The following is a 12,060-nucleotide window of genomic DNA, read 5'->3' on the forward strand; positions in this document are numbered from 1 at the left end:
CGGTGATTGCAGCTGAGGATTAAACGAGTATTGTTACTATCAATAAATTGGCTCAGAGCATACTCCCGCCCTGGCTCAGAAAAATTATAACTATCGCAGTCAATAAACAGGACACTATTGCTTAGTATTGCTTCCCTTTGCCAACGCATCGCGAGTTGGTATACTTCCTGGGGGTTGGTGGTCAGAGCGGCAGGTTCGAGAGTATGTAAACTATACCCCAAACCCTGACAAGTGGCGGAGGCAATTTGGTATTTAGTGCTACGGTCCGAGCCAGATAATTGCACCACGGGATAGCTATTTGTCCCCTCGCTGCCAGACCAAATGGTGATCAATTGCGACCCTATACTTAACTGAGAGCTAGGCAAAAGATGAAGGTTGGTCTGAGGCGGTTGGGGTTTGATCTTTCCTGCTAATTCCTGGTCTGTGGCATATTCTCCTAATAGAAAGCAGAGGATACGCTGGTCAATATAGAGGGGGGACTGGCTTAGGATCAATCCGGGTTCTATGTGGAGCAGTTGCCAGTAAAGTAAAGGGCGTTGGGGAGAAAGGACACCCCAATTGGCTCCGGGAAGGGCGTCAAAAGCTAAACTGAGAGTAGGATAGTTTTTGTTAGGACTATTTTTTTGGGCTTTGGCAAACAAAGAATGGAAGTATGGTTCAATTTCCATACCCGCGCACATGAGCAGGATATCCCTTTCAAAGGGGGAGAGAAGGAATTTGTTACAAAGTTTAGCCAGGGCAGAAGTATCGTCAACAATTTCAGTAACGGTTTGTTGATTTTTTTTACCTTCTATGTATTTTTCTAAATAGTTACGAACTCGCTCGATTTCTAGAAACAGAGAACTAATATTAGAGTGATACCAGTTGGTTTGAGAAAGGGGTGCCATGTCGCGCTCCTGGAAGACGGATGGATCGACTTATCTGGTTTTCTAATAGGGTACAAGGTAAAAGGAAATAGCTATGCGCACTACTCATACCTATAAACCGAAATATTCTCACTCTACTTCAGTGTCATTTGATCAAAATAAGAAAGACTCCAGAGGGAATGGTTATAGAGAAATTTTGGATGCAGAGGAAAGGGAGTGGAACGCGGAAGAGGCGGTGGGGGAATGGGGAAGTATGAGTGCTAATGTGATGCGCACCTTAGAATCAGGACAATACCAGCCGGAAACGGGATGGTATGAAATGGGGCTGCAAGGGAAGTTTTCTATTGGACAGCCGGGAGAGAGAAGCAGGCAAGGGGCGAATCACGGTGGGCAAATGGTAGTGCAGCAGAAAAGGAAAATGGTGCAGGGTCGAGCACAACCGTTGACGGGGGATACGTTGACATATGGCCATGGCACGTGGGCAGAGAGGAGCGTAAATGAAAACAAAACTGGCTTGCCAGATCGCCTCAAGGCGGGCATTGAGAACCTCTCTGGCTACTCGATGGATGATGTGAGGGTGCATTACAATTCGTCGAAACCGGCACAGTTGCAAGCACAGGCTTATGCACAGGGGACGGAAATTCATGTGGGGCCGGGGCAGGAGAAGCATTTGCCCCATGAGGCGTGGCATGTGGTGCAGCAGAAGCAGGGGAGAGTTACGCCCACGATGCAAGTGAAAGGAGGGGTGAAAGTAATCGAAGATGCAGGTTTGGAGAAAGAGGCGAATGACATGGGCATGAAAGCTCAATTTCTTTTCAAGAAGGTCATGTCCGTTCAATCGAAGGCTGCTCAAAAATCCCCTTATTGTGCCCACGTTAGTCCACCAATTCAGATGATGGGTGAAAAAGAGCAACGGCCAGGCAAAAACGAAATGGATATCTTGTACAAAGGAAGTTTGTTTTTTAATGGGCTCAGTAATATACCAGAACATAATAAATTAGCCACTGTATTTGCCAAGAACACAGCTGTTTTGATGGGTTATAGTAAACTTGGTAAAGCTAGGGATGAATATGATAAAAAGGGACTACTAAACTATGACACAATGAAGAATACAACGTACGGCTTACTTTACTTAACGGAAGGAATAGGAGAAGCCCTGCATCTTGCCCCAGATCTGGCCAAAACATACCCAAACCTAATGAGGATTGCGCCCTTAGCAGGAGCCCTTGCCGATTTCACTCAAATACCTAATTATCTAAAAGACAAAGAGGATTACCCAAAAGCGGCAATGTATGGTGCGTATGGGAGTGGAAACCTATTAATGTTAAGACAAAACCCAGGAATAGCGAAAAAGTTAGCTTTTGGAATCGGCACCGGATTTTGGATATACAACGAAGTTAATGAATATTACAAAAAAGAAAAAAAAGAGGGTACGCAGATAACGTAGGGTGTGCAAATAGACATGACTCCTGAGTGCGACTCGTTAGTTATAAACCTTACCTCATAGAGGTTTGGGGGATTAACTGCTTGGTTCCTTTGGAACCATGACAACTTGACAATCATGGTAGTGCGATCGCGGATAAAGTAGGGTGGGCAAATGAACATGACACTTTGATGAAATTGCCTTTCCCTACATAATTTGCCCACCCTACTGTCGTGGCTTAATTTAGGTTCTCATGATGAAGTATATTAGCTGACGGCGAGTAGTAGTAGGGTGGGCAAATGGACATGATTGGTGATCAAATGGTATTACTTTGATTACTTGCCCACCCTACGCCTGGGAACAGATAATTTGCCCACCCTACGCCACATTCAGAATTTGCCCACCCTACTCTACTCTAGTGCGTACGCTGATAAAGTAGGGTGGGCAAATGGACATGATTCGAGATGAAATTGCCAAACCTTCATCATTTGCCCACCCTACCCTACCGAATGCGATCGTCTCTGTGGTTGGTTGGGTTAAAGCCAAGTTAAGCAACAACCCAAAACAAAACAGACTCACCCCATCCACCCCACTTCTAACCCACCGCCACCAATGGTGAAGTGCGATCGCTCTTGTAGGGTGGGCAAATGGACATTATTTCTGATGAATTGCCAAACTATCAGAATTTGCCCACCCTACCCTACTGAATGCGTACGCCTCTGTGGTTGGTTGGGTTAAAGTGCGATCGCTCTTGTAGGGTGGGCAAATGGAAATGATTGATGATCAATTGGTAAAACTTTGATAATTTGCCCATCCTACCTCACTTTCATTATTTGCCCACCCTACTCCCCTGCAAAATCTTCTAAATCGCTAAAATCAAGAACTTGTGGTAAATTCCTGCCACAACAACACCCCCAATCGGGTCGATACTTGCCTCGCTCCACCCATTTGTGAAAACTGGAATATTTCCAAAAATGAGGACAAGACACCAAACCATGCTTAACCGGATTATAGTGAATATAATCTAAATGTCGGTGTAAATCATGGTCATCACGAATTGTATGCTCCCAAAACCGACGTTGCCAGACATTGCTTTCTCGATGCTTACGACGAGAAGGGGAAACATCACCAGATAATGAGCGTTTTCCCGGTAAAGAGCGGGTAAATAATACCTTTAACCGAGACACTCGCTGAGAATAATTAGAATCATCCGGTGGTAACGACCAGATAAAATGAAGATGATCCGGTAAAACAACGGCTGCAGTGATGTCAAAGGGTTTTTCTGTCCGCATTTTTGCGATCGCCTTCCGTAACCTTAATATATTCTCAACATCTGAAAATAGAGGAATACGGCGATATGTGACTAAAGTCAGAAAAAATACTCCTCCTGGCACATAAGAACGACGATAGTTCGACATATTGAGATATTGATGGTGGCGAGCATCCTCTGTTTCAGTTTAATCCCGATTCAGAGTAGGGTGGGCAAATGGGGATGAGCACGCTATCAAATGGTATTACAATGATAATTTGCCCACCCTACAACTCACCTTGTCGGGTGGGCAAATGGGCATGACACTTTGATGAAATTGCCAAACTTTCATGATTTGCCCACCCTACCCGACGGAATGCGATCGCACTGACCTTGTCGGGTGGGCAAATGGGCATGACACTATGATGAAATTGCCAAACTATCATGATTTGCCCACCCTACCCGACGGAATGCGATCGCACTATTGTAGTGCGATCGCGGATCTTGTTTGGTGGGCAAATGGTCAAGGGTTCCTGATGAAATTGCCTTCCGTTTAGTATTTGCCCACCAAACCCCGACTGAATGCGATCGCACTATATTTTAAAATAAGGGAAAAACCCCCCATATCTATGGTCGAAACCCCTTGGCAACTCTTACCGACATTGGCTTGCGAGATCACAACTGATCCCAATAGTAATCGTCCAGTCATTGCAGGAACTCGAACCTCTGTGCGCCGAATTGCTGGCCTATATAATCAAGGTAACAACGCCGAAGAAATAGCCAGACGATTAAATCACCTAACAATCACTCAAATTTATGCCGCCTTAACGTATTATCATGCTAACCGTCAGGAAATAGACCAAGATATAGCAGCCGAACAAACCGCCTATGAAGAACTCGCCAAACAACATTATCAGGCAACCAAACCCTAAAAATGACACAAATTCGTCTTTATTTAGATGAAGATACCATGGATAGCGATCTGATAACGGCCTTGCGTCTTCGCAACGTGAATGTTGTCTCGACCGGGGAAGCTCAAGGGAGTAGGGAGTAGGGAGTAGGGAGTAGGGAGTAGGGAATATAGCATCAAAAATTCGGCTCTTCCGTACTTGTTATGCTAAATCAACACTTTGGCACAGGGAGCAGGGAGCAGTGCGATCACACTCTTGTAGTAGGGTGGGCAAATGGATATGATAACTGATCAATTGGTATTACGTTGATTATTTGCCCACCCTACCACACATTCAGGTTTGGTGGGCAAATGGACATGATAACGGAACAATTGGTATGACGTTGATGATTTGCCCACCCTACCCCTACTTACAACCACAAAATGGAGAGAAAATGTCCCTAATTCAAGAAGATATCGAACAAACGTTTAGGCAACTCGTTGACCAGTGGCGGGAAGAAACCAGAGGAATTTCATCAACCACTCAAGCAGCTATGCATCCTGCTTATCAACAAATTATTGGCATGGGAAAAGAAGCAATTCCGTTATTATTAAGGGAACTTGAACAAAAATCTGGACGGTGGTTTTGGGCTTTAAAATCCATTACTAGAGAAGATCCTGTTCAAGAAGAACATCAGGGGAATACTCAAGAAATGATCAAAGCATGGCTAAATTGGGGAGTCCGTAACGGTTATAAATGGTAGGAAATGAGGCGTGGTTATCGCAAGTCAGACAATGGATTGAAAGGGATTATCCTAATTTAGCCTCTACAAATTATCACATTACCAGTGCTGTGGCTTGGGCGGCTGAAGATACTCAAAGATGGTGGTGGCCAGATCCAATGAAAGAGAGTTATTGGCCCGTTAATGTTCCAAGAGTTGAGACACTTTTGGCTTTTATTAAAGCTTTTGAAACTCTTGGTTATGTAATCTGTGAAACCCCGGATTTAGAAGAAAATTATCAAAAAATAGCCATTTACATGTTAAATGGTCAACCCACTCATGTGGCTAGACAATTATTAAACGGAAAATGGACGAGTAAATTAGGACAGGATGAGGATATTGAACATGATACATTAGAAGGGTTAACTGGAGAAAGATACGGTCAAGTCGCCCAAGTTATGAAGCGAAAAGTAGGTAGTAGGGTAGGCATTGGTCGATGATTGGTGATCAAATGGTATTACTTTGATTATGTGCCCACCCTACCCCAGATTCAGAATTTGCCCACCCTACTCTACTACCCAACTACCGAACCGAATGCGATCGCACAACCGCACCGAATGCGATCGCACAAGCGCGGAAGCTGAGGCCGTAGGCCACGCTTTGCGAAGGCTTCATCCCGTAGCGTGGCCTACGGCCAATCGCTGATCTTGTTTGGTGGGCAAATGAACATGACACTTTGATGAAATTGCCAAACCTACATAATTTGCCCACCCTACTGTCGTAGCTACGGCCAATCGCGGATCTTGTTTGGTGGGCAAATGGTCTTGGGTTCGAGATGAAATTGCCTTCCGTTTAGTATTTGCCCACCCTACCCGCTCCGAATGCGTACGCACTACATAATTTGCCCACCCTACTGTCGTGGCTTGTTTGGTGGGCAAATGGTCTTGGGTTCGAGATGAAATTGCCTTCCGTTTAGTATTTGCCCACCCTACCCGCTCCGAATGCGTACGCACTGAAGCAACATTTAAGGCTTGCCACGCCACACCATGAATCTTGACTCGACTTTCTGTTATACATATATTATATGTATGACCTTTGAATATGATCCAAGAATTGCAAAAACCAATTGGCAAAAGCATGGTGTTTCCTAAGCGAAGCTGAAATGGTGTTTTTCGATCCCCTTGCCATTCATGACATTGATCCAGATTCGATTAGTGAAGAACGTTTCATCGCAGTGGGAATAGGAAACTCTGGATTACCATTGGTCGTTGTATATACCATGCGCGGTGAGGTGATTCGACTAATTTCTGCTCGTCGCGCCACAAAACAGGAGACAAAAGCTTATGAGAAAGGAATATGATTTTTCTAAAGGAAAACGAGGAGCTGTAATTTCTTCTAAAGGAAAAACACGCATTACTATTTATCTCGATGATGAAATTCTTGCCAATTTTCGAGAACAGGCCGAAACGGCTGGAATTGGTTATCAGACTCTAATAAATGAGGCTTTAAAAAAACATCTCCAGTGCCCTTCTGAGCAACCTCTCACCCAAGGGGATCTACGCCGTATTCTTCGTGAAGAATTATCAGTGCGATCGCGTAGCGTGGCCTATGGCCAATCGCCGCTCAAGTAGTGCGCGATCGCACTCTTGTAGTAGGGTGGGCAAATGGACATGTACACGCGCTCCTATTGGTATGACGTTGATGATTTGCCCACCCTACCCAACTACCCAACTACCCAACCGAATGCGTACGCACAACCGCACCGAATGCGTACGCACTACCCCGATGAAAGCGCAATGGTTTGGTGGGCAAATGGACATGATAACTGATCTTATTGCCTTCCGTACAGAATTTGCCCACCCTACCCAACTACCGAACCGAATGCGTACGCACTACGCCGATCTACGCCGATCTGTAGTAGGGTGGGCAAATGGGCATGACACTATGATTAAATTGCCAAACTATCATGATTTGCCCACCCTACGCCGTACTATTATGAGCTGGGAACAGTGGAAAAGAATTGACGCAAACACTATCATAAAAATACTTTTGCAAGAGGTCTATTTGTTGGATAGGGATCATTTAAGCATTCTTCTGCTAACTTAATTATGCAATCACCCAGCATTACTAACTCCTTAGACACTTTTCTCCAACAACCGAATATAGAAGCATCTCCAGCTTGGGAATTCATCCATGGACACCCGAAGCAAAAGCCTATGCCAACACTGTTTCATTCCCGCCTCCAACGCAACCTCGTAAACGCTATCAACAATCAAACCCATGCTTGCGTTGCGATTCAAGAACTCCGGTGCATCATTCCTCCCTTATCCCCTGTACCAGATATTGTCGTTGTTAAAAGCGATCGCCTCAGGGATGAAGATGGCCCCCGGTCAGGTTCACCAGACTGGTTAATTGAAATTCGCTCCCCTGACCAAAGCACATTAGACCTACAGAACAAAATTTTGCACTTTAGGTGCGCTTTCCGCATTAAGAATTAAATTCGCCACGGGTCGCACCTCTTGAGCAACGGGACTCAGCTGGCTTGGCTAATCGATATTCAGCGACAGCAAATCTGGGTTTGGGAAAACCAGGAGCTACCACTGGTGTTTGCCGGAACTGACATACTCCCGACCCTTGACACTATCTCAGACTTTACCGTAGACGCAATAATTGGCATGACCCGACAGCGATAATGTAAGTATTCAGCTATCAGCTTTAGCCGATAAAGTAGGGTGGGCAAATCGACAGGATTGTTGATATTATTGCCTTCGCTACAGAATTTGCCCACCCTACCCAACCGAATGCGAACACACTATCAGCTTTAGCAAAGGGAACAGCGGATCTGGGAGTAGGGAGTAGGGAGTAGGGAGTAGGGAGTAGGGAGTAGAAATATCTCTCATTTGAGATTTATTTTAAACATTAGGCTGACGGCTGACAGCTAACCGCTGATGGCTGAATGCTTGCGCGATAACTCAGTGCGATCGCTCTTTTTGGGTGCAAACCATTAAATGTAAACAAATAAGTAGTCCCCGGTATAATTTGAATAGATCTGTACAAAATTAGGGCTTATGAATAAGAGTGACTTAGGAGAAATTGAACGTGCTGTCAGTCAACTGTCTAGTGAGGATCTCGCCAAATTTCGGACTTGGTTTGCAGAATTTGATGCAGCAAATTGGGATCGACAATTTGAAGCAGATGTTGCGGCTGGTAGGCTAGATGCACTAGCAGACAAAGCACTGAAAGATTTACAACAAGGAAATTGTACTGATTTGTGAAACATCTTGCTACACCAGATTTTGGGTATTATTATCGACAGCTACCATCGGAAATCCAAGAACTTGCCGATAGATGTTACGAGTTGCTCAAACAGGATCCTCGATATCCCTCACTACATTTCAAGAAAGTAGGTCGGTTTTGGTCAGTTCGAGTGGGTTTACACTACAGAGCGATTGCGGTAGAAAAGGATAATGATCTAGCTTGGTTTTGGATTGGAACACACGCCGAATATGACAAAATATTAGGCTCAAAGTAGCGATCGCCTGGTGCGATCGCTCTTGTCGGGTGGGCAAATGGACATGATTCTTTATCAAATTGTCAAACTCTCAGAATTTGCCCACCCTACAGTGCTTTCAACCTTCAATATCCCAACCTTCAACCTTCAACATCCCAACCTTCAACCTTCAACATCCCAACCTTCAACATCCCAACCTTCAACCTTCAACATCCCAACCTTCAACCTTCAACATCCCAACCTTCAACCTTCAACCAACTAACCTTCAACCTTCAACATCCCAACCTTCAACATCCCAACCTTCAACCTTCAACATCCCAACCTTAAAAAAAATAGCCGCAGAAATACTATCCACGGCTAGGAATGTTACCTTATGTCATTCAGTTTTATAACCTATCCAGACGTGCTCCTATGTTATTGGACCGGATGGTTTGGCCAGGGGGAAAACCCCCCAGCAATGTCTTGATGCAGTCGCTCATGGGGGAAACCCCCAAGACCGTAATGGTGCGTTTTCCGTAGGCGAATTAAATTCGCCACGGGTCGCACCTCTGCATCGCTTTAACGTTTTAACGGAGCCTGAAGTACTTGGTCATAATTGTTATGAATTCTCCGGGAACATCCGTCCGCTGCAGAGGACTCCACTCGGATATTTGGGCGTAGCCCATTGCATACAGGGCATGCATGGTATTAGTTACTGCCTTGCGGTCGCCCTTTAAAATGTGCTGAACACGGATTTTTTTGTTGGAAGAATCCTCTGGATTGTTGTCTGGATTATTAGTTGGAAATTCTGATGGCATAAGGGTAACCTTTTGCTTTTTGTTTACATATATAATCGTAATGATTATAATTTAATTTGTCAAGGGTTTTTATAATTTTTTTTTTGAGGGAGAATGTAAATAAATGCGATCGATAGCTATCAGCTATCAGTTATCAGCTATAGCAAAGGGAGTAGGGAGTAGGGAGTAGGGAGTATTGAGACTCATCACTTTTAGTTCTCAACTGTACCTCAACCGTAGTTGTTACATCAATTCCACGATGGCGTAATTCCCGGGCAATTACCGATTTAATATGCTCATCCAAATGATAACGAATCCTTTTACTCACCCTTTAAATTCCTAAGTTTTTCCTGTAATAAAGAAGGGTTATTTTTAGCAAAATCCTGAGCAAATGCTTCACCTTCTGCCCTACGAATTTCCAGTTCTTCTCGATGATCGTAATAATAGGCCATTGCCGCATGAACCGAAGCTAGAGATAAATTATAATCTTTAGCAATATCTTCAAGAGATTCTGACAGGTTTAGATAGCAATTGACAATATCAATAACAGCTATCCTTGTTCCCGTAATGCAAGGTTTACCGAAGCGAATTTCGGGATTAATACTAATATGTTCTGTACTTACTTGTGTCCTACTCATTTTTTGATTAGATATCCTTTTAATTCAATTATAGCAGTTTTCAATTAGGTGTTGTACAAAGTGCGATTGGCCGTAGGCCACGCTACGCGATCGCTTTTGTAGGGTGGGCAAATGGACATAATTCCTAATCAAATTGTCAAACTCTCAGAATTTGCCCACCCTACCACTAATAGGTGGGCAAATGGACATGATTCTTTATCAAATTGTCAAACTTTAAGAATTTGCCCACCCTACCACTAATAGGGTACGCCCTACGCAACAGCAAATTCCGTATCTTTCCTGCGTTCAGGTGACTTAAAACCCAAAACAATTTGCTCTTTTGGGACACCAGCTTCAACGAATTCGTTAGCCACTCCAACTTCTGTGCCATCTCGTTGAATCCAGATTTTTCCATCGATAATATCAACATGAATTAAACAACCATGCTCATAGTGCTTATTCTGACGGCCTAAAATCATCAGCAGGTAGCGATCGGATTCCGGATCAAAGACCGTCTCAAACTTAATATCTCCATGCTTATAGGGCACTTTTGTATGATTTGTGATAATTTCTCGAATTAGTTTGCGGTAATTAGTTAATCTATCCATCGGATAATAACCTCCCGATTGGGGTCAAAGACAATATAGCAATTCTTATTTGGGTGAGGTACAAATTCTTGAGTTTTAGGGAGCAGGGAGCAGGGAGCAGGGAGCAGGGAGCAGGGAGCAGGGAATTTCGGATCAGCTCTTGTAGGGTGGGCAAATGGACATGATTCGTAATCAAATTGTCAAACTATCATTATTTGCCCACCCTACCCCACTGAGTTATGGAAAGCTGACGGCACCTCAAGTAGCGTGAGCTTTTAGCTCACCGCTGACGGCTGAATGCTTATTTAGCAGGAGAACTAGATTTTGAAATTAAACCAACAGGAGGATATGAACCATGAACTCTATCAACTATGATACTCTCAGCTTAGAAGAACTAAGACAATATGTCTTGACCCATCGAGAAGATACCACCGCTTTTTATGCTTATATTGACCGTTCAAAAGCAGATGGACGAATGATTACTGTAGATTTAGAAGATAATAATTGGTAAGAAAATATCACCAAACAAATACAAAACGGTAACTGAATTAAAACACTAGTTATCGGAAAAACGGCGACCATTATTGTCGGGTGGGCAAATTAGCCATGATTTCTAATCAAACCGACAACCGCTTGAATTTTGCCCACCCTACCTATTCTTGTCGGGTGGGCAAATAGCTTTTTAAAGTAAGCATATGCGCTACGCGCACGCTGCGCGAACAGCTAAAGGCCGTTGGCCACGCTTTCGGCAAAGCCGACGCTTCGCGAACGCGAACAGCCGTCAGCCGTCAGCTTTTATTCAAAAGCTGATAGCACCTCAAGTAGCGTGGCCTACGGCCAATGGCTGATCGCTGATCGCTGATCGCTGATCGCTGATCGCTAATGGCTGATAACTAAATGCTTACACCAAATTTTATTTTCCTTCCTGATATGAAGATTTATTACTTTATTTTAGATTAGCTTGTTAATAAAGTTTACATCCGCCCTCCTGATCAATGATATAGAATTTAGTTATGAATACAAACAATAAAATTATACATCATATTTTTCGTGATGGCGTTAGTCAGCGCGGACGCTTGCTAAGGGAACTCGAACCAGATTATGTTTCCGTAGATGAGCGCGATGTTTCTGATTTACTCACCTTCGTACAAAAGTATGCCACAAAACTAAACTATTACGATGAGTCCAATCGGATAAATGGGGATTGGTCGAGTTTCTTTGGGGGAGATGTTGAGCAAATGCTTGCTTACATTAATAACCCGGAAAGTTTTGCCGACGATCCATCGACACAAAGGCAATTAGCCCAACCTCATCTAGTTTTGTTGTTCACGTTTTTACAATTATTACGCTATCCTCAGCAACAGTTCAAGGCACTGACCCAAAGATATCTCGATTTTTATTATAAAGAGGTACTGCAGTT

The 12,060-nt window shown here is 43.9% G+C and carries 26 protein-coding genes and 2 pseudogenes; 17 read left to right on the forward strand and 11 right to left on the reverse strand.

Annotated features, from left to right (window positions below; translation table 11 throughout):
• Positions 1–887, reverse strand: a pseudogene (locus F6K37_RS19790) (ATP-binding protein); the annotation flags it as partial.
• A gap of 73 nt (positions 888–960) precedes the next feature.
• Between F6K37_RS19790 and F6K37_RS19795 the strand changes: the two are divergent.
• From F6K37_RS19795 to F6K37_RS19805, 3 genes are all read left to right on the forward strand, one after another.
• Positions 961–2,313, forward strand: coding sequence for an eCIS core domain-containing protein (locus F6K37_RS19795; RefSeq protein ID WP_287251671.1), 1,353 nt, complete (start codon positions 961–963; stop codon positions 2,311–2,313).
• 288 nt (positions 2,314–2,601) lie between these two features.
• Positions 2,602–2,757 carry a hypothetical protein gene (locus F6K37_RS19800; protein ID WP_287251672.1) on the forward strand — a complete coding sequence of 52 codons (156 nt, stop codon included), beginning with the start codon at positions 2,602–2,604 and terminating at the stop codon, positions 2,755–2,757.
• On the forward strand, positions 2,738–2,908 hold the full coding sequence (locus tag F6K37_RS19805) for a hypothetical protein (RefSeq protein WP_287251673.1): 171 nt from the start codon (positions 2,738–2,740) through the stop codon (positions 2,906–2,908). Before F6K37_RS19800 ends, F6K37_RS19805 begins: the two co-directional genes overlap by 20 nt.
• A gap of 223 nt (positions 2,909–3,131) precedes the next feature.
• Here the strand turns inward: F6K37_RS19805 and F6K37_RS19810 are convergent, their stop codons facing one another.
• From F6K37_RS19810 to F6K37_RS19820, 3 genes are all read right to left on the reverse strand, one after another.
• On the reverse strand, positions 3,132–3,707 hold the full coding sequence (locus F6K37_RS19810; RefSeq protein WP_287251674.1) for an REP-associated tyrosine transposase: 576 nt from the start codon (positions 3,705–3,707) through the stop codon (positions 3,132–3,134).
• Positions 3,708–3,825: 118 nt separating this feature from the next.
• On the reverse strand, positions 3,826–3,954 hold the full coding sequence (locus F6K37_RS19815) for a hypothetical protein (protein ID WP_287251675.1): 129 nt from the start codon (positions 3,952–3,954) through the stop codon (positions 3,826–3,828).
• Between the two features lie 4 nt (positions 3,955–3,958).
• Complete coding sequence (locus tag F6K37_RS19820; protein WP_287251676.1) at positions 3,959–4,132, reverse strand: hypothetical protein; 174 nt, start codon at positions 4,130–4,132, stop codon at positions 3,959–3,961.
• Positions 4,133–4,167: 35 nt separating this feature from the next.
• Here F6K37_RS19820 and F6K37_RS19825 point away from each other — a divergent pair, with 35 nt between their 5' ends.
• Positions 4,168–4,470, forward strand: coding sequence for a DUF433 domain-containing protein (locus F6K37_RS19825; protein WP_271969750.1), 303 nt, complete (start codon positions 4,168–4,170; stop codon positions 4,468–4,470).
• 23 nt (positions 4,471–4,493) lie between these two features.
• Here the strand turns inward: F6K37_RS19825 and F6K37_RS19830 are convergent, their stop codons facing one another.
• On the reverse strand, positions 4,494–4,628 hold the full coding sequence (locus F6K37_RS19830) for a hypothetical protein (protein ID WP_287251677.1): 135 nt from the start codon (positions 4,626–4,628) through the stop codon (positions 4,494–4,496).
• A 134-nt stretch (positions 4,629–4,762) separates the two neighbouring features.
• Between F6K37_RS19830 and F6K37_RS19835 the strand changes: the two genes are divergently transcribed.
• Genes F6K37_RS19835 through F6K37_RS19845 form a run of 3 tightly spaced genes read left to right on the forward strand, consistent with a single transcriptional unit; the run spans position 4,763 to position 5,793 of the window.
• Positions 4,763–5,191, forward strand: coding sequence for a hypothetical protein (locus tag F6K37_RS19835; RefSeq protein WP_287251678.1), 429 nt, complete (start codon positions 4,763–4,765; stop codon positions 5,189–5,191).
• Positions 5,185–5,649 (forward strand): DUF7689 domain-containing protein, encoded by a 465-nt coding sequence (locus tag F6K37_RS19840; RefSeq protein WP_287251679.1) that lies wholly within the window; start codon positions 5,185–5,187, stop codon positions 5,647–5,649. Before F6K37_RS19835 ends, F6K37_RS19840 begins: the two co-directional genes overlap by 7 nt.
• Positions 5,650–5,652: 3 nt before the next feature.
• Positions 5,653–5,793, forward strand: a complete 141-nt coding sequence (locus F6K37_RS19845; protein WP_287251680.1) for a hypothetical protein — start codon at positions 5,653–5,655, stop codon at positions 5,791–5,793.
• Positions 5,794–5,820: 27 nt separating this feature from the next.
• Here the strand turns inward: F6K37_RS19845 and F6K37_RS19850 are convergent, their stop codons facing one another.
• On the reverse strand, positions 5,821–6,288 hold the full coding sequence (locus F6K37_RS19850) for a hypothetical protein (RefSeq protein WP_287251681.1): 468 nt from the start codon (positions 6,286–6,288) through the stop codon (positions 5,821–5,823).
• On the opposite strand from F6K37_RS19850, the gene F6K37_RS19855 reads away from it, so the two are divergent.
• From F6K37_RS19855 to F6K37_RS19890, 7 genes and pseudogenes are all read left to right on the forward strand, one after another.
• Positions 6,276–6,509, forward strand: a complete 234-nt coding sequence (locus tag F6K37_RS19855; RefSeq protein ID WP_287251682.1) for a BrnT family toxin — start codon at positions 6,276–6,278, stop codon at positions 6,507–6,509. The genes F6K37_RS19850 and F6K37_RS19855 overlap by 13 nt on opposite strands.
• Complete coding sequence (locus F6K37_RS19860) at positions 6,493–6,780, forward strand: BrnA antitoxin family protein (RefSeq protein WP_287251683.1); 288 nt, start codon at positions 6,493–6,495, stop codon at positions 6,778–6,780. Before F6K37_RS19855 ends, F6K37_RS19860 begins: the two co-directional genes overlap by 17 nt.
• Entirely contained in the window at positions 6,758–7,255 is a 498-nt protein-coding gene (locus tag F6K37_RS19865; protein ID WP_287251684.1) for a hypothetical protein, read from the forward strand. Before F6K37_RS19860 ends, F6K37_RS19865 begins: the two co-directional genes overlap by 23 nt.
• Before the next feature lie 2 nt (positions 7,256–7,257).
• A pseudogene (locus tag F6K37_RS19870) lies at positions 7,258–7,842 on the forward strand (Uma2 family endonuclease).
• 375 nt (positions 7,843–8,217) lie between these two features.
• Positions 8,218–8,424: a hypothetical protein gene (locus tag F6K37_RS19880; RefSeq protein WP_008186276.1), complete on the forward strand. Its 207-nt coding sequence runs from the start codon at positions 8,218–8,220 to the stop codon at positions 8,422–8,424.
• Entirely contained in the window at positions 8,421–8,681 is a 261-nt protein-coding gene (locus F6K37_RS19885) for a ParE family toxin-like protein (protein WP_287251686.1), read from the forward strand. Before F6K37_RS19880 ends, F6K37_RS19885 begins: the two co-directional genes overlap by 4 nt.
• A gap of 59 nt (positions 8,682–8,740) precedes the next feature.
• On the forward strand, positions 8,741–9,052 hold the full coding sequence (locus F6K37_RS19890) for a hypothetical protein (protein WP_287251687.1): 312 nt from the start codon (positions 8,741–8,743) through the stop codon (positions 9,050–9,052).
• 22 nt (positions 9,053–9,074) lie between these two features.
• Here F6K37_RS19890 and F6K37_RS19895 read toward each other — a convergent pair whose 3' ends face one another.
• The 5 genes from F6K37_RS19895 to F6K37_RS19915 all read right to left on the reverse strand — a co-directional run bounded on the left by F6K37_RS19895 (position 9,075) and on the right by F6K37_RS19915 (position 10,661).
• Positions 9,075–9,197: a hypothetical protein gene (locus F6K37_RS19895; RefSeq protein ID WP_267872082.1), complete on the reverse strand. Its 123-nt coding sequence runs from the start codon at positions 9,195–9,197 to the stop codon at positions 9,075–9,077.
• Between the two features lie 29 nt (positions 9,198–9,226).
• On the reverse strand, positions 9,227–9,457 hold the full coding sequence (locus tag F6K37_RS19900) for a hypothetical protein (protein WP_009149621.1): 231 nt from the start codon (positions 9,455–9,457) through the stop codon (positions 9,227–9,229).
• Between the two features lie 133 nt (positions 9,458–9,590).
• The gene (locus tag F6K37_RS19905; RefSeq protein ID WP_287251688.1) at positions 9,591–9,764 is read right to left on the reverse strand and encodes a hypothetical protein; all 174 of its coding nucleotides are present in this window, start codon (positions 9,762–9,764) and stop codon (positions 9,591–9,593) included.
• Positions 9,757–10,074, reverse strand: coding sequence for a DUF433 domain-containing protein (locus F6K37_RS19910; protein ID WP_009149617.1), 318 nt, complete (start codon positions 10,072–10,074; stop codon positions 9,757–9,759). The genes F6K37_RS19905 and F6K37_RS19910 overlap by 8 nt, the downstream gene beginning before the upstream one ends.
• Positions 10,075–10,325: 251 nt before the next feature.
• On the reverse strand, positions 10,326–10,661 hold the full coding sequence (locus F6K37_RS19915) for a XisI protein (RefSeq protein WP_009149615.1): 336 nt from the start codon (positions 10,659–10,661) through the stop codon (positions 10,326–10,328).
• 334 nt (positions 10,662–10,995) lie between these two features.
• Here F6K37_RS19915 and F6K37_RS19920 point away from each other — a divergent pair, with 334 nt between their 5' ends.
• From F6K37_RS19920 to F6K37_RS19930, 3 genes are all read left to right on the forward strand, one after another.
• Complete coding sequence (locus F6K37_RS19920; protein ID WP_165691870.1) at positions 10,996–11,151, forward strand: DUF6887 family protein; 156 nt, start codon at positions 10,996–10,998, stop codon at positions 11,149–11,151.
• A gap of 184 nt (positions 11,152–11,335) precedes the next feature.
• Positions 11,336–11,488, forward strand: coding sequence for a hypothetical protein (locus F6K37_RS19925; RefSeq protein ID WP_154659890.1), 153 nt, complete (start codon positions 11,336–11,338; stop codon positions 11,486–11,488).
• Positions 11,489–11,653: 165 nt separating this feature from the next.
• On the forward strand, positions 11,654–12,060 hold a 407-nt coding region (locus tag F6K37_RS19930; RefSeq protein WP_287251690.1), incomplete at its 3' end, for a baseplate J/gp47 family protein.

This window comes from Moorena sp. SIO4E2 (genome assembly GCF_010671945.1).
GTDB lineage: Bacteria > Cyanobacteriota > Cyanobacteriia > Cyanobacteriales > Coleofasciculaceae > Moorena > Moorena producens.

What these genes read in the sequence shown, in the direction of transcription:
- F6K37_RS19860 (WP_287251683.1), top strand. Translation starts at nt 6,493, where the DNA reads ATGAGAAAGGAATATGATTTTTCTAAAGGAAAACGAGGAGCTGTAATT.
- F6K37_RS19825 (WP_271969750.1), top strand. Translation starts at nt 4,168, where the DNA reads ATGGTCGAAACCCCTTGGCAACTCTTACCGACATTGGCTTGCGAGATC.
- F6K37_RS19865 (WP_287251684.1), top strand. Translation starts at nt 6,758, where the DNA reads ATGGCCAATCGCCGCTCAAGTAGTGCGCGATCGCACTCTTGTAGTAGG.
- F6K37_RS19910 (WP_009149617.1), bottom strand. Translation starts at nt 10,074, where the DNA reads ATGAGTAGGACACAAGTAAGTACAGAACATATTAGTATTAATCCCGAA.
- F6K37_RS19815 (WP_287251675.1), bottom strand. Translation starts at nt 3,954, where the DNA reads ATGCCCATTTGCCCACCCGACAAGGTCAGTGCGATCGCATTCCGTCGG.
- F6K37_RS19925 (WP_154659890.1), top strand. Translation starts at nt 11,336, where the DNA reads ATGCGCTACGCGCACGCTGCGCGAACAGCTAAAGGCCGTTGGCCACGC.
- F6K37_RS19810 (WP_287251674.1), bottom strand. Translation starts at nt 3,707, where the DNA reads ATGTCGAACTATCGTCGTTCTTATGTGCCAGGAGGAGTATTTTTTCTG.
- F6K37_RS19880 (WP_008186276.1), top strand. Translation starts at nt 8,218, where the DNA reads ATGAATAAGAGTGACTTAGGAGAAATTGAACGTGCTGTCAGTCAACTG.
- F6K37_RS19805 (WP_287251673.1), top strand. Translation starts at nt 2,738, where the DNA reads ATGGACATGATTCGAGATGAAATTGCCAAACCTTCATCATTTGCCCAC.
- F6K37_RS19840 (WP_287251679.1), top strand. Translation starts at nt 5,185, where the DNA reads ATGGTAGGAAATGAGGCGTGGTTATCGCAAGTCAGACAATGGATTGAA.
- F6K37_RS19795 (WP_287251671.1), top strand. Translation starts at nt 961, where the DNA reads ATGCGCACTACTCATACCTATAAACCGAAATATTCTCACTCTACTTCA.
- F6K37_RS19850 (WP_287251681.1), bottom strand. Translation starts at nt 6,288, where the DNA reads ATGCTTTTGCCAATTGGTTTTTGCAATTCTTGGATCATATTCAAAGGT.
- F6K37_RS19920 (WP_165691870.1), top strand. Translation starts at nt 10,996, where the DNA reads ATGAACTCTATCAACTATGATACTCTCAGCTTAGAAGAACTAAGACAA.
- F6K37_RS19915 (WP_009149615.1), bottom strand. Translation starts at nt 10,661, where the DNA reads ATGGATAGATTAACTAATTACCGCAAACTAATTCGAGAAATTATCACA.
- F6K37_RS19900 (WP_009149621.1), bottom strand. Translation starts at nt 9,457, where the DNA reads ATGCCATCAGAATTTCCAACTAATAATCCAGACAACAATCCAGAGGAT.